The sequence below is a fragment of the Micromonospora sp. IBHARD003 genome, from assembly GCF_056106285.1.
In genome coordinates, this window is the sequence record NZ_JBWBBX010000001.1 from 7,080,590 (window position 1) to 7,095,014 (window position 14,425).

The 14,425-nt window shown below is 67.0% G+C and carries 8 protein-coding genes; all 8 read left to right on the plus strand.

The annotated features are described in order from the left end of the window. Positions 1-31: 31 nt before the first annotated feature. On the plus strand, positions 32-3,211 hold the full coding sequence (locus tag ACTWOL_RS30990) for a non-ribosomal peptide synthetase (protein ID WP_474301295.1): 3,180 nt from the start codon (positions 32-34) through the stop codon (positions 3,209-3,211). Positions 3,212-3,705: 494 nt separating this feature from the next. Next, positions 3,706-5,076 carry a condensation domain-containing protein gene (locus tag ACTWOL_RS30995; RefSeq protein ID WP_474300155.1) on the plus strand — a complete coding sequence of 457 codons (1,371 nt, stop codon included), beginning with the start codon at positions 3,706-3,708 and terminating at the stop codon, positions 5,074-5,076. Between the two features lie 289 nt (positions 5,077-5,365). Continuing rightward, entirely contained in the window at positions 5,366-5,575 is a 210-nt protein-coding gene (locus tag ACTWOL_RS31000; protein ID WP_474300156.1) for an MbtH family protein, read from the plus strand. A 100-nt stretch (positions 5,576-5,675) separates the two neighbouring features. Then, a complete protein-coding gene (locus ACTWOL_RS31005) occupies positions 5,676-6,959 on the plus strand; it encodes an MFS transporter (RefSeq protein WP_474300157.1) in 1,284 nt (427 codons plus the stop codon). 66 nt (positions 6,960-7,025) lie between these two features. Then, complete coding sequence (locus tag ACTWOL_RS31010) at positions 7,026-8,231, plus strand: pyridoxal-phosphate-dependent aminotransferase family protein (protein WP_474300158.1); 1,206 nt, start codon at positions 7,026-7,028, stop codon at positions 8,229-8,231. Then, entirely contained in the window at positions 8,228-10,057 is a 1,830-nt protein-coding gene (locus ACTWOL_RS31015; protein WP_474300159.1) for a non-ribosomal peptide synthetase, read from the plus strand. Before ACTWOL_RS31010 ends, ACTWOL_RS31015 begins: the two co-directional genes overlap by 4 nt. 113 nt (positions 10,058-10,170) lie before the next feature. Beyond that, entirely contained in the window at positions 10,171-10,971 is an 801-nt protein-coding gene (locus tag ACTWOL_RS31020; protein WP_474300160.1) for an NAD(P)-dependent oxidoreductase, read from the plus strand. 77 nt (positions 10,972-11,048) lie between these two features. Next, positions 11,049-14,210, plus strand: a complete 3,162-nt coding sequence (locus ACTWOL_RS31025) for a non-ribosomal peptide synthetase (protein ID WP_474300161.1) — start codon at positions 11,049-11,051, stop codon at positions 14,208-14,210. Positions 14,211-14,425 lie beyond the last annotated feature (215 nt).

The window sequence follows — 14,425 nt, forward strand, 5'->3', positions numbered from 1 at the left end:
GACGTCAGTGTCGACTACCCAAGACTCTGTGATGCAACCGAAAGACAGCCAGGACCGCCGCGCTGACAGGGGTTTCCCCCTTTCCCTGGCACAGGAGCGGATCTGGGTCTCCGAACAGCTCGCCGATGCAAGCTCGCACTACGGGACCCCGGTTGTGTTCGCCCTGCGCGGCGAGCTGGACCTCGGACTGCTTGAGGAGGCTCTGACCCATGTCGTTGAACGACACGAGGTGCTGCACTCCGTGGTGTCCATCGCGTCTGGCTCGCCCCGGTTCGTCGTCGTCCCCGCACGCCCCGTAAGACTCGATCCACAGGATGCGGCCTCCGAGCAGGAGATGACCGAGCGGGTGAGCGCCGCGACGGCAATTCCGTTCGACCTCTTGCATGGGCCGCTCGTGCGGTTCGGCTTGTACCGCCTTGGTCCCGCGGATCACCGCCTGCTGGTGGACATACATCACCTGATCTTCGACGGAGTCTCGGCCGGCGTGCTGGTCCAGGAGCTTGCCACACTTCTCGCCGCGGGGGCCGAGGGCCGCACACCCGAGCTCCCCGTGCTGCCTCTCGCCTACGGGCAGTACGCCGTCGCGCAACGTCGCTCGCTCGACGAGGGCCTGTTGGACAGTCAGGTCGAGCACTGGTGCACCCAGCTCGGGGACGCGTCCTTCGCACTTGAACTGCCCACCGATTACCAGCGTCCCTCACGCATGAGCTTCCATGGCGCCAGCCACTCCTTCACCTTGCCGGCTTCGCTGCGCGTCGAACTCACGGCGGCGGCCCGCCGCTGGAGCGTCACCCCCTACGTGGTCATGCTCGCCGGCTGGGCTGCCGTTCTCGGCCGTTACGCAGGCCAAGAGGACCTGCTGGTGGGCACCCCCATGGCCGGTCGGACCGAGCCGGGCACCGAGGACATGATCGGCATGTTCGTCAATACCCTGGCCCTCCGGGTACGCCCAGAGCGAGATCAGACCTTCCACGGCCTGGTCAACGAGACACGCCGGGCTTCCATCGAGGGTCTCGTCCATCAGGAAGCGCCGATCGAGAAGGTCATCGAGCGACTTCGTCCGCCACGCGACCCGAGCCGCAATCCGCTGTTCCAGACGGCGTTCGTCTACGACGAGGCGCTGGAGGAGTCCGTACACGTCGCGGGACTGACGATCGAGGGCGCCGCACCGCCGCCGCGCACCGCCAGCAAACTTGACCTGAGTATCGAGGTCGTCGAGCGGGACGGCCGACTCGAAGCGGAAATCGAGTACGCGACCGACCTGTTCGCGCCGGAGACGATCCGCCGCATCGCCACGCACTACACCACCTTCCTCGCCAACGCGGTCCGCTCGCCGAACCGACCGCTGTGCGAGATTCCACTGGCCTCGAAGGAGGAGCACGCTCTGCTGGTAACGCAGCAGAGCGGAGACGGCGCGTCATACGATCCCGCCGTCCTCCCCTCGCTCTTCGAGGCCCAGGTCGCGCGGCGCCCCGACGCCTGCGCGGTCTCCTGCGGCGCATTGCGGTGGAGCTACCGACAACTCAACGAGCGGGCCAACCGGCTTGCCAGAGCTCTGATCGCCCGCGGAATGGGACCCGAGAAGCTGGTGGGGGTCGCGCTGCCCAGCGGCCCGCTCCTCGTCCTGGCCATCCTCGCGATCAGCAAGGCGGGTGCCGCGTTCCTCCCGCTCGACCCGGCCTATCCGACCAAGCGCATCGACTACATCGTCGGCGACGCGCGTCCCGCCCTGCTGCTGACCGATGCCGCCGGCGCCACGGCCCAGCCCTGGACGATGCCGATCCTGGTCCTCGACGAACAGCAGACCGGGCGTGACGCGGACGCGGACGCATCGAACCTCTCCGACGCACAGCGGTCGCACCCACTCACCCTCGCGCACCCGGCATACGTCATCTACACCTCCGGTTCGACCGGGACACCGAAGGGCGTGGCGGTCACGCACGAGGGCCTCGCCGGGCTCTCCGGCGCGCAGATCGAGGCATTCGGCGTACGGTCCGACAGCAGGGTCCTGCAATTCGCCAGTCCGAGTTTCGATGCCTCCGTCTCGGAGCTCTGTATGGCCCTGCTCAGCGGCGCCACGGCGGTGTTTGTCCCGGGTCTTCACGACTTCGTCGGCGGTTCGTTCGAAGCAGTGCTTGTCCGAGAGGCCGTGACGCACGTAACGCTGCCGCCCTCGGTACTCGCCTCGCTTTCCCCCGACGAGGATCTGCCCGCGGATCTGACCATCGTGGTCGCCGGGGAAAGCCTGACCGCCGACCTCGCCGCACGCTGGTCCGGGCGTTGCAGTGTGTTCAACGCTTACGGGCCTACCGAGGCCACGGTGTGCGCAACGCTGATCGGCCCGCTGACGGGGAACGAGGGGAACGAACCGCCACCCATCGGCCGGCCGATCGCCGGCACCCAGGTCTTCGTCCTGGACGAGGGCCTGCGGCCGCTGCCGGTGGGCGTGGCGGGCGAGCTGTACCTTGGCGGCGCTGGGCTGGCCCGCGGATATCTCAGCCGACCCGACCTCACTGCGGCCGGCTTCGTTGCCTGTCCCTTCGGTCCGGCCGGGGGGCGGATGTATCGCACCGGAGATCGGGCCCGCTGGCGTGACGACGGGAATCTTGAGTTCGTCGGGCGCCGGGACGACCAGGTCAAGATGAACGGCTTCCGGATCGAGCTCGGCGAGATCGAGAACGTGATCGCAGCGCACCCAGGTGTGGAACAGACCGCCGTCGTGGTGCGCGAAGACAGGCCGGGGCTGCGGCAAGTCGTCGCCTACGTAGTGGCCCAGGCGCCCAACGAGGAGATCCTCGCCCACGCCGCGTCACAGTTGCCCGGTTACATGCTCCCGTCTGCCGTGGTGCGCTTGCAGAACCTGCCGTTGACCACGAACGGCAAGGTGGACCGGCGTAACCTGCCTGCTCCGGATGATCGTGCATCTGTCACCGATCGCAGCCCGGGCACCGCGCGCGAGCAGCAACTGTGCAAGCTCATCGGCGAGGTGCTGGACCTCGCTGAGGTCGGCGTGGCCGAGAGCTTCTTCGAGCTCGGCGGCCAGTCTCTGCACGCGGTGCGTCTGCTGAGCCGGATCCGCAGTGTCATGGGTGTGGAGATCGGTATCAAGACCCTGTTCCAGGCGCCTACCGCGGCGTTGCTCGCGGCGCAGATCGACTCTGGTCAGATCGCCGTCATCACCCGGCCGGCACTCCTCCCGACGGTCCGCTGACCCACGGCGGACGCCGGATGACTTCCGCGTGGTCGGATGGGCCCGCACAGAGCAGTAGGGATCTCAATGATTGAGTCAAGCCGTTTGCGTGACCGATCGGACCGAGGTGAGCAGCCTCTTGTCGGGCGGCATCGCGCGCAGCATGTCGACTCTTCAGAGGGTGAACGCGAGCATGGTCCGGGTGTGCAAGAGCCCTTCGGATCGCTTTTTGCGGTGGTAATTCCGCGAGGGGGCGAGTCACCTCATCGTGGCCGGCGCAGTCTCGTACGGGTCGGCGATGACCCCGATATCACGGGCGTCGGTCCCTGGCCCGAGGAACACCCCGCCGAGGCTTCTCCGACCAGTGCCCCGGCAGCCAACGTTTGCCCGTCACGTACCGGATGCCGCGACGGGGCAAACGCTGCCTGTCGGGTCACCAGCGATGCCCGTAGCGCTCAATCAGCCATCAGCCACATCCGATCCCCGCGTACCGCCAACATCATTGGGGACCAGTCATGATCCCTCTGTCGTTCGGGCAGCTCGGACTGTGGTTCATCCATCAGATGAATCCGGGCAGCTCGATCTACACCATGCAGCTCGCTTCGCGGCTGACGGGGCAGCTGGACAGAAAAGCCCTGGAGGAGGCATTGCGAGACGTCGTGCAGCGACATGAATCGCTTCGCACGGTAATCCGGGACGGTGAGGGCGAGCCGCACCAGGTTGTCCTGGATATCTCGGAATGCGCGGTGAGACTGGAGTACGAGGAGCTTGCCGAGGAAGAGGTGCATGAGGCGATACACGAGGCCTCGGAACGCCCGTTCGACCTTGTGCGCGACCTGCCCCTTCGGGCGTGGCTCTTCGCACTGGGGCCGCAGGAGCACGTGCTGCTTCTGTCGATGCACCACATCGTCAGCGATGGCTGGTCGTTGGGGCCGCTCACCCGAGACCTCGCCCGGGCCTACGCGGCGCGGCGCGGTGGTGCCGAGCCGAATATGCCGCCGCTGCCCGTCCAGTACGCCGACTACACACTCTGGCAGAGGCGGTTGCTGGGCCGCGAGGAGGACCCGGACAGCCTGGCGTCGAAACAGCTCGCGCACTGGCGTTCGGTGCTCGACGGCATACCCCAGGAACTGCGGTTGCCGGTGGATCACCCGCGCCCACCGATGTCCGACTTCGCCGGGGACACGATCGAGTTCACCCTCGACGCCGATCTGCACAGGGCACTGACCGAGGTCGCCCGCACCGAAAATGCGACCATGTTCATGGTATTGCAGGCCGGGTTTGCGGCGCTGCTGAGCAAGCTCGGTGCGGGCACCGACATTCCGATCGGGTCCCCCGTGGCCGGCCGCATGGATGATGCGCTGACCGATCTCGTCGGGTACTTCGTCAACATGCTGGTATTCCGCGTCGACGTCTCCGGCGACCCGGGACTGCGAGACCTGGTCAAGCGGGTCCAGACCGTCGCCCTTGATGCCTACGACAACCAGGACATCCCTTTCGATCGCCTGGTCACGGCGCTCAATCCTGGCCGCTCGCGGACCCGTCACCCGCTTTTCCAGGTCATGTTCACCCTGCATAACGACACCGACGCCGGGTTCAATTTCGACGGATTGACCGACGTGCCATTGGACATCGACGCCGGCAGCTCCATGTTCGACTTGTCGTTGAGCCTGCAGGAGAACTTCGGCCCGGACAAGGAGCCGGCTGGAATGGATGCGTTCCTGGAGTACCAGCTCGACATGTTCGAACGGGAGACCGCGCAGCGCGTGGTCGACGGTTACCGGCGGATGCTGGCCGCTCTTGCCGCGGACCCGGATGCTCCGACCAGCACAGTCGACGTGCTGGGGGAAGAGCATCAAGCGCTGATGTCCGATCGAGTCCTATGACCACACCGAGGTTCCGGTGGTCGCGGCGAACCAGCCCGAGCTGTGAGCGGCGCGAGGCGCAGTCGAGGGCGGGCCTGGGCGCCAACGCGACGCCGTGCTGCGGCTGCTCCGTATAGCGATGGAGGCCGACGCTACGTCTGACATCGGGTTCGAAGAAATGTGGATCTCGGCCCCCGGAAGATATCAATGGCGGGGTAAGTACGTTCCCTATTTCCCATGAATTCGGCACGCATATCGAGTTGAGCGGCCGCTGACGAATGATGACAACTTACCTAGGGGAGTGAAAGCAGTGGCGAATCCATTCGAGGACCAAGACGGCGTGTACCTGGTGCTGGTCAATGCTGAAGGACAACACTCGTTGTGGCCCGCCGCCATCACTGTGCCCAAGGGCTGGACCGTAGTACACGGCGAAGCCGGGCGAGAAGAGTGCCTGGAGTACGTGAAACGGAACTGGACGGACATGCGGCCCAGGTCCCTGGTCGAGGCCACAACCTCTTGAGGGCCCCTTGGTGTGGCACCGCCGCCCGACGGGACCCAAAGAAACCAACAGCTAGCCCTCGTGCCGGGACCTGAAACCAGCACGCGCGGAAAGAGGCGCAATGAGCGATGTAGAGGTCTCCGGCGAACAAGGACGCCAAGGCAAACGCAAAAGGCTGCTGACTGACCGAAACTTCGCCTGCATATTGGCCGCCCGGCTGGGCTCCAGCATGGCCAACGGCTTCCTGCCAGTCGCGGAGAGCTTCGGTGTCCTCCACACCACTGGTTCTGCGAGTGACCTCGGCCTTGTCCTCGGAGTTCAGGCGGCGGTCTCGCTCGCCTTGTCGCTGTTTGCCGGCGTCGCGGCGGACCGCTTTCCGCGTGCCGCGTTGCTCATCGTTTCGTCGATCGTACGCCTGGCCGCGGCGGCGACCTTGGCGATAGGACTACTCACGCATACGGCGACCCTCAGTTGGTTCTTCGCTCTGGCAGTCGTATACGGCGGCGCTGACGCGCTATTCGGTCCGGCCAGCATGGCGATCTTGCCGGACGTCGTTGCGAGAGACGACCTGGACGAGGCCAATGCGCTGATCGGCACTTTTTCCTCGCTGGCCTGGACGGTGGCCCCTGCGGCGGCAGGAGTGATCGTGGCGGCGTACGGTTCGGGAGCCGCTTTCCTGGTGGAAAGCGTGCTGATGCTGTTCATCACTCTTTGTCTCATATTCGCCAGGATCCCCACCAAGAGCGAAGCCGAGCCGGATCACAATGGCGGGACGCTCACGCAGCTGATGCAAGGCTGGCGGGAGTTCCGAATGCGCCGCTGGCTTTGGCTGCTCACCTTGCAGTGGACGTTGTTCTCGCTGGTCCTGCTGGCTCCCCTCGCGGTCCTCGGCCCGTTGGTGGCCGACACCTATATGGGCGGTGCCGCAGCTTGGGGTGTCATCGGCACCTGCATGACCGTCGGCGTGGTCTGCGCGCAGTTCACCGCCGGGCGGATCAAGCCGAAGCGACCGGTGGTCTTCATAGCGTGGCTGCCACCGCTGATCGTCTTCGAAGCGTTGGCCCTCGGCTCTGGCGTGCCGACGGTGGTGGTGGCGGGTGCCGCACTGCTCTCCGGCTGTGCGATCGGCCTGCAAGGAGTGTTCTTCCAGACCCTCATGCAGCGAGCCGTACCGAGCGCGGTACTCGGCCGGGTGGCCGCCTTCGATCTGATGGCCTCGGAGATCGCCCAGCCGGTCGGCTTCGCCGTGGCCGGCCCACTGGGCATCCTGTTCGGCCTGCGCCCGGTGCTGGTGGGCTGTGCTGTGGTCGCGGTGGTGGGCACGGCACTGTTCGCCCTTGCCCTGGCCAGGGTTGAGCAACCAGAGCTACAGGTGCAGAACGAGCCGGAGCCGTCGGTCAGCTGAGCGGTGATCGACTGCAGACGAGCCTTTGACGAAGCCGGACGACCGCGGCACGAAGGAATCAGGAAGATGATCTATAAGGACAGATTGGCCATCCCCGGTCCGACCCCGCTGCCGCCCGCGGTCATCGCGGCGGCGACGCATCCCATGGTCGACGAGCGCACCGCGGACTTCGCACGCATATTCACAGGAATCATCGACGGGCTCAGGCATGTGCTGGGTACTGCGGGCGACGTGCTGATCTTCTCGTCAAGCACCACCGGTGCGTTCGAGAGCGCGGTGCAAAACCTCTTCAGTCCAGGGGAAAAGGTACTCGTGGTGGACAACGGTGCCTTCGGAAGGCGCTGGGTGGAGCTGTGCCGCGCTTATGGCCTGGAGACCGTCGTGCTCGACGTCGAGTGGGGTTGCGAGCCGGACCCTGCAGTCGTCGAAGCCTGCCTGGCGGCCGACTCGCACATCGTCGCGGCGATCATCGTGCACTGCGAGACCTCCACAGGCGTCGTCACCGACCTTGAGGCCCTCGGGCACGCGACCCGCAGTGTGCTGACGATAGTGGACTCGGCCTCCGGGGCCGGCGGCTGTGAAATGCAGGCCGACGCGTGGGGGTTGGACGTTGTGGTCGGCGGGTCTCAGAAGGCACTGATGGCGCCGCCAGGGGTCTCTTTCGTCTCGGTCAGTGAGCGCGCCTGGCGCCGGCACGCCAAGGCCAGGCATTCGCGGTACTACTTCGACTGGACGATCACGCGTGACAGCCTGAACCACTCTGTCCCGCGTACCCCCTGGACGCCGGCGGTCGGCGTGCTGCTCCAGTTGTCCGCGGCGCTCGAAGAGGTACTCGCTGAAGGCATGGAGCGGCGCCACCGGCGGCATGCGGAGCTCGGCCGGATGGCCAGAGCGGGCTTGCGCGGCCTCGGACTCCGGCTGCTGACCCCGGAAGCGGCGCGCAACGGCATCGTGACGGCCGCGTTCACACCGCCCGGAGTAGGAGCGGGAGCTCTCGTCGATGCGGTGGTCGAGCACACAGGCGTCCAGTTGACTACCGGCAATGGAGAACTGGCCGACCGAGTGGTGCGGATCGGTCACTGCGGCCACGCCGACCCGCTCGACCTGGTCACCGCGCTGGCCGCGCTCGAGACCGGGCTCGCAGCCCTCGGCGCCCCGGTGCTGCCGGGCAGTGGCGTCACACCCGTCGTGAAGCTGATGGCAGAGCAGGTTGACGCCGGCGCAGGCCCCTCGACGTCGATGTCGCCCAACCCCGAGGAGTCTGCCGCGTGAACGCCGCCGTTCAATCAGCGCGTAACGACGCGCCGAAGCTCATCCTGCGCCTGCTTGAGCAGCACTCAAGGGTGACGCCGCACGCTTGCGCCACCGAGGATGCACAGCGGGCGCTGACCTACGCCGAACTCACCGCCGAGGCCGAGCACATGGCGGCGCGCCTGGCGGAGGCGGGAGTGCTGCCCGGCGATCGCGTCGGCGTGATGATGCGTCACTCCGTCGACCTGCTTGTCGCGATTCTCGGCGTGCTGCGTGCGGGAGCGGCCTACGTGCCCATCGACCCGGACTACCCCGACCAGCGCAAGAGTTTCCTCGCGGCAGACTCCGGTATCAAGATTCTCATCGTGGACGGAGGGCAGGTCGGGCCAACCAGCTTGCCCGTCACGACACTTGCGCCGGACCGGGGGCGCTTGCCTCCCGGTCCGGGCACCCCCGCAGCCGCGCCGGACGATCTGGCCTGCGTCATCTACACCTCAGGGTCCACCGGAGCGCCCAAAGGCGTCATGATCACCCATCTCGGCCTGGCGAATCTCGCGGCCGCCGCGAGTGCCGAGTTCGGCATGGGGCCGCGTGATCGCTTCCTGATGCTGGCCGCCGCCGCGTTCTCCGCCGCACTCGAGGAGTTGTTCCCCCCACTCGTGCAGGGCGGGACAAGCGTGTTCCCGCCCGACCGGGTCGCGCTCTCCCCGGTGGAGGCCCTGCTCGACTTCCTCGACGCGCACGACGTCACGCTGCTGGAGATGCAGACCGCGCACTGGCACCTGCTGGTTCACCACCTCGTGGCCACCGGCGGGGCACTGCCCCCGTCGCTGCGCCTGGTCGTCATGGGCGGAGACCGCGCCATGCCCGAAGCCGTCCAGCATTGGAACCGCTTCCGCCTTCCGCTGGTGCACGTCTACGGGCCGACCGAGACCACTGCGACCGCGTCATACTGGAGCGTGCCGCCCGGACAAGCACCCAAGGACGGGGTGTTGTCCATAGGCGATGCCATCGCCGGAACCCGGATGTTCGTCGTCGACGAGCGGCTCGAACTCGTTCCCGCAGATGCCGAGGGCGAGCTGCTCATCGGTGGTGACTCGCTGGCACGCGGTTACCTGGGCAGACCCGACGTCACCGCGGAGAGGTTCGTCGCCGACCGCTACTCGGGGATTCCGGGGGCCAGGTTGTACCGCACCGGCGATCGGGTACGCCGTCTTCCCGACGGTCGGCTGCAATTCCTTGGACGCGGCGACCAGCAGGTCAAGGTGCGTGGATATCGCGTCGAACCAGGCGAGATCGAGGCTGCGCTCGACCGGCACCCAGCGGTGCGTGAGGCCCTGGTCACGACCGGTCGAGACGCGTCGGGTGAGCAGCGTCTGATCGGCTACGTGACCGCTGACCGGGACACGGTGAGCGGCGGTGAGCTGCGTTCCTTCCTCGCCGGCGAACTGCCGGCCTATCTGATCCCTTCAGCGCTGATCCGGCTGGACGAGTTTCCGCTGACGATGCATCGGAAAATCGACCACGCGAAGCTTCCGCAGCCGCCGAAGCGTCGGCCCGACCTGCCCACCGAGTTCGTGCCGCCGTCAGGTGAAGTCGAGCGGCGCATCGGCGTCGCCGCGGCGGAGCTACTGGGACTCGACGAGATCGGTGTGCTTGACAACCTGCTTGACCTGGGTGGGGATTCGCTGTTCATGTTGCGGCTGATCAGCTGGATCCGCACACACTTGGGCGTCAGCCTCGGTTTCCGCGAGGTCTTCGACGCGTATTCGGTACGCGGAGTGGCAGCGCTGGCCGACGCGACGGCGGACGTCACGGAGGCGGGCAAGCCGGGCAGTGGCTGGTGACCATGCTTCCCGACCTACCCGTGGCAGTGCTTCCGGAACCGGCGCCCACCGATCTCATGGCAGCGCTGCATGCTTCAGGCGTTCGACTGGCTCCGCCAGCCCGGGCTCAGGGCTTGATCTGGATCGGCGAGCACCCCTCGGCGCTGGCAGCCGCACTGGAGTGCGCGCCGTCGGTGCGCTGGGTTCAACTGGCGAGCGCCGGCGTCGAAAGCTACCTGCCGCTCATGGATCAGCGGATCCGCTGGAGCCGGGCCGTGGGCGTCCAGTCCGAGCTGGTGGCGGAACACGCCCTCATGCTCGCGCTGACCGTGCTGCGTCAGGGCACTGCCTCGGTGAGGGCCGGCGCGTGGCTGCCGCGCCCCGCCATCGGGCTGACGAACGCCGAGGTTCTTGTGGTGGGCGGCGGCGGGGTCGCCCGGGCACTGCTCGCACTGCTGCGTCCGTTCAGGGTCCGCCCCAAGGTGGTGTGCCGCGGCGGCGCCCCGATCGCGGGCGCCGAGGTCGGCACGCCCGATCGCCTCGACGCATGGCTGCCCGAGGCCCGTGTGGTCTTCCTCGCGGCGCCGCTGACCGCGGACACGGCCGGGCTGATCGACGCGGTCAGACTCAGGTCCATGCGTCGGGACGCGTGCCTGGTGAACGTGGCGCGCGGCGGGCTCGTCATCACGGACGACCTCGTTCGTGCGCTGAGGTCCGGGTGGATCGCCGGCGCCGGCCTGGACGTCACCGACCCTGAGCCGCTTCCTCCGGAGCACCCGCTGTGGTCCCTTCCCACCTGTGTGATCACCGCGCACTGCGCGGGCGATCTGGATCACTCACTCGGACCCTTCGTCGACCTGGTCCGGCGCAACATTCGTCGACTGGAGAACGGCCTTGAGCCGATCGGCCTGGTCGACCGGGAACTCGGTTACTAGCCGACTGTCAGGAAGAGCGGGTCATGATGACCGAGCCAACCACTACTCCGAAGGCCACGCACCCGACCGGAGCACCCATGGGCAACCGACAGATCGAGAGGATCTCCCTCCCGCAGGAGCAGATCTGGATCGCTGAACAACTCGCCCCGAGCCGCAGCGTTTACGGAATACCCATGGTGATCCGACTGCGTGGCACGTTGGACACGGAGCTCGCCGCGCGCTGCGTGACCGAGATCGTGCGTCGGCATGAGGTGCTGCGCTCCCGGGTGGGCGAGGAAAACGGTGAACTGTACCTGATCACAGATCCGCCGCAGCCCTTCACGCTTCCTGTGTTCGACTTTCGCTCCCGGCCCGACGAGTGGCGTGTGTTCGTCGAGACCGCCGCGCGCGAGCCCTTCGACCTTGTGCACGGCCCGCTGCTGCGGGCTGCCGCGCTCCGTCTTGAGGATGACGCCTACGCGTTCTTCCTCAACATGCACCACATCATTGCGGACGGTTGGTCGCTGCGTCTGTTCTGGACCGAGTTCGTCGCGCTCTACGCCGCATGGCACGCGGGCGGTGAGCCCGATCTGCCTGACCTCACCATGCAGTACCGCGACTTCGCCGCCGAACAGCGGCGCATCACCGAGGACGGCGGGTACGGCAACGCGCTCGACGCGTGGGCTCGGGAATTGGCCGGTGCGACGACGATCCTCGCACTGCCGGTCGATCACAGTTCAGGAGCGTCCCGGGAGTACCGGGGGGATGAGTTCACGACAGTGGTGCCGGAGCAGCTTCGGGCCGACACCTACGCCTGCGCCAAGCGGCTCGGGGTCACGCCCTTCGCGATGCTCGGCGGTGTTTGGGGCGTGCTGCTGGCCCGCTGCACCCGTCAGGACGACCTGCTGATCGGAACGCCTCTGGCCGGCCGGACCCGGCCCGAGTACCAGTCGCTCATCGGGCTGTTCGTCAACACCATGCCGTTGCGACTGCGGCTGGACGCGGACGTGTCCTTCGCCTCCCTGGTCCGCGAACTCCAGCTGAGTACGTTCGACGCGCTCTCCTCACAGGACGTGCCTTTCACCGAGCTTGTCAAACGGGTCGACTCCACACGCACCTCGCGTGAGAGCCCGCTCTTCCAGACGATGTACTCCTTCGAGCAGTCCACGGAGTTCGAGGCCACGCTGCCGGGCTGCTCGGTGACGAAGCTGTACGAAGTGTCCAATGGCGGGGCCCGGTTCCGTCTCAGTCTCAGCGCTGTTGACGCGCTGGGGGAACTGAGCCTTCAGTTCGAGTACGACAGTGAGCTGTTCGACCCGGGCACCATCGAGGCAATGGCCGAGAGCTACCTGGCGCTGCTCGGCGAGGCCGTGTCCCACCCCGAGTTCCCACTGGGAGCGCTTCGCACGTCGACCGACGCCGCGCCCGATCGGGAGCTCACCGGCCGGCCCGTGCCGGGGGACGAACCGACCACCCTGCACGCGCTGTTCGAGCGACGGGTCCGACAGAGCCCGGATGCGCCGGCGATCGAGCGTGAAGACGGTACTCCCGTCAGTTACGCACAGCTCAACAGCCAGGCCAACCGGCTCGCTCGGCATCTGCGTCAGCTAGGTCTTCGCCCGGGCGAGCGGGTGGCGATCGCCTTGCCCCATGGCTCCTCCTGGCCGTCCGCCGTACTCGCCGTGCTGAAAGCGGGCGGGGCCTACATCCCGGTGGCTCCGGACGCGCCCGGCAGCCGCAAGGCCCACGTCCTCGCCGAGACCGCGCCCCGCTTGGTGCTCACGGTCGTGGACCTTGCCGAGGACTTTGCCGGGGCCCACCATGTGCTCGCCCTCGACGATCCGGCGGTTGCTTCCTCGATCGAGGCCCAGACCGGTGAGGATCTCGAGGACATCGCTGTGACAGGCCGTCAGGTCGCGTATGTCCCGTTCACCTCCGGCTCGACGGGAGTGCCCAAGGGCACCCTCGTCACCCATGTCAACCTGACCGCGTTCACCCGTGCCGCGGTGGACACGTTCGATCTGGGCCCGGAAGACAGGATGCTGCAGCTCGCCGCGATGACCTTCGACGTACATGTCGAGGAGCTCTTCCCCACCTGGCTGGCCGGCGGCTGCGTCGTCTTCTTCGATGGCGTGCTCGGCCGGACCAGCCCGGAGGAACTGCTGCACCTCCTCGGAGAGCGCAAGATCACCATATGTGAGCTCCCCACCGCCTACTGGATCGAAATAGTGCGCCTGATCGACCCGGCTGTCGTCCCCATTCCGCAAACCGTGCGGCGCGTGCTGATCGGCGGCGAACGCGCGCCGATCGAGGTCTACCAGCGCTGGTCGGACTTCGGGATTCCGCTCACCAATGTCTACGGGCTCACCGAAACGGCGGTGACCAGCACGACCTACCAGCCTGGTGCTGACTTCGACCGCGAGGCGCTGCCGATCGGACGACCAATGCCGCACGCCGCCGTCTACGTGCTCGACGCTTTGCTCGCACCGGTTGGACGCGGCGTGCCAGGGGAGATCTACCTGGCCGGCCCCGGCGTCTCCGACGGCTTCCTCAACCGGCCCGAGCAGACCGCCGAGCGCTTCTTGGCGGACCCCTTCGCGGCCGAGCCGGGCGCACGTATGTATCGCACCGGCGACCAAGGCCGATGGACTACCGAAGGTGACCTCGAATTTCTCGGCCGCGTGGACCGTCAGCTCAAACTGCGCGGCCATCGGGTCGAGCTCGCCGAGATCGAATCGGTACTCGACGGCCATCCGGACGTGGAGCGCAGCCTGGTCGTGCCTCGGCGCACCGAGGCTGATCCAGCGGCCGAGCTCGAGCTGATCGCGTTCCTGATCGGTGCGTACGCCGACGAGGCAACAGTCGCGGCGTACGTTCGTACCCAGCTTCCCCCACACCTGGTTCCGGCTCAAATCTCCGTAGTCGAACGGTTCCCGCTCACCTCGCACGGCAAGGTCGACCAAGCAGCCTTGCTCGCGCTGCAGAGTCGCGAGCGCGTCGTCCCCGCGGAAGCGCAGGGCAGCGAGCTCGAAGTCAAGGTCGCGGAGGTCTACTGCGAGGTACTCAAAGTACCGACGATCGACCTGCGGACGGACATCTTCGCGCTGGGCTTCCACTCTCTGGCCGCGCTGCGGCTCGTTTCCCGCCTCAAGAGTGTGTTCACGGTGCAAGTCCCGATTGCCGACTTCTTCGTGGACTCCTCGGTCACCAACGCCGCCCGACTGATCGTGGCGGCGGGGGCCGACCAACCAGTCGGCTGACTGCGCCATCGGCGCATACGACCGACGTTCTGCGCGGGATCATGCTGGTCGCCCTCAAAGAGCTCTCCCGCAAGTCCTGGAGCCGACCAACAGGGCGACCTCGCTAGAGGGACTTGTCTGCATCCGTCCCGACTCTCGACCGTGAGCGAGACTGTATGAGAGGGTGGTATGCGAGTTTTTGCCTTGTATCTGACTCTGCTCTGGCATTGGCGTGC

What these genes read in the sequence shown, in the direction of transcription:
- ACTWOL_RS31025 (WP_474300161.1), top strand. Translation starts at nt 11,049, where the DNA reads ATGGGCAACCGACAGATCGAGAGGATCTCCCTCCCGCAGGAGCAGATC.
- ACTWOL_RS31010 (WP_474300158.1), top strand. Translation starts at nt 7,026, where the DNA reads ATGATCTATAAGGACAGATTGGCCATCCCCGGTCCGACCCCGCTGCCG.
- ACTWOL_RS30995 (WP_474300155.1), top strand. Translation starts at nt 3,706, where the DNA reads ATGATCCCTCTGTCGTTCGGGCAGCTCGGACTGTGGTTCATCCATCAG.
- ACTWOL_RS30990 (WP_474301295.1), top strand. Translation starts at nt 32, where the DNA reads ATGCAACCGAAAGACAGCCAGGACCGCCGCGCTGACAGGGGTTTCCCC.
- ACTWOL_RS31005 (WP_474300157.1), top strand. Translation starts at nt 5,676, where the DNA reads ATGAGCGATGTAGAGGTCTCCGGCGAACAAGGACGCCAAGGCAAACGC.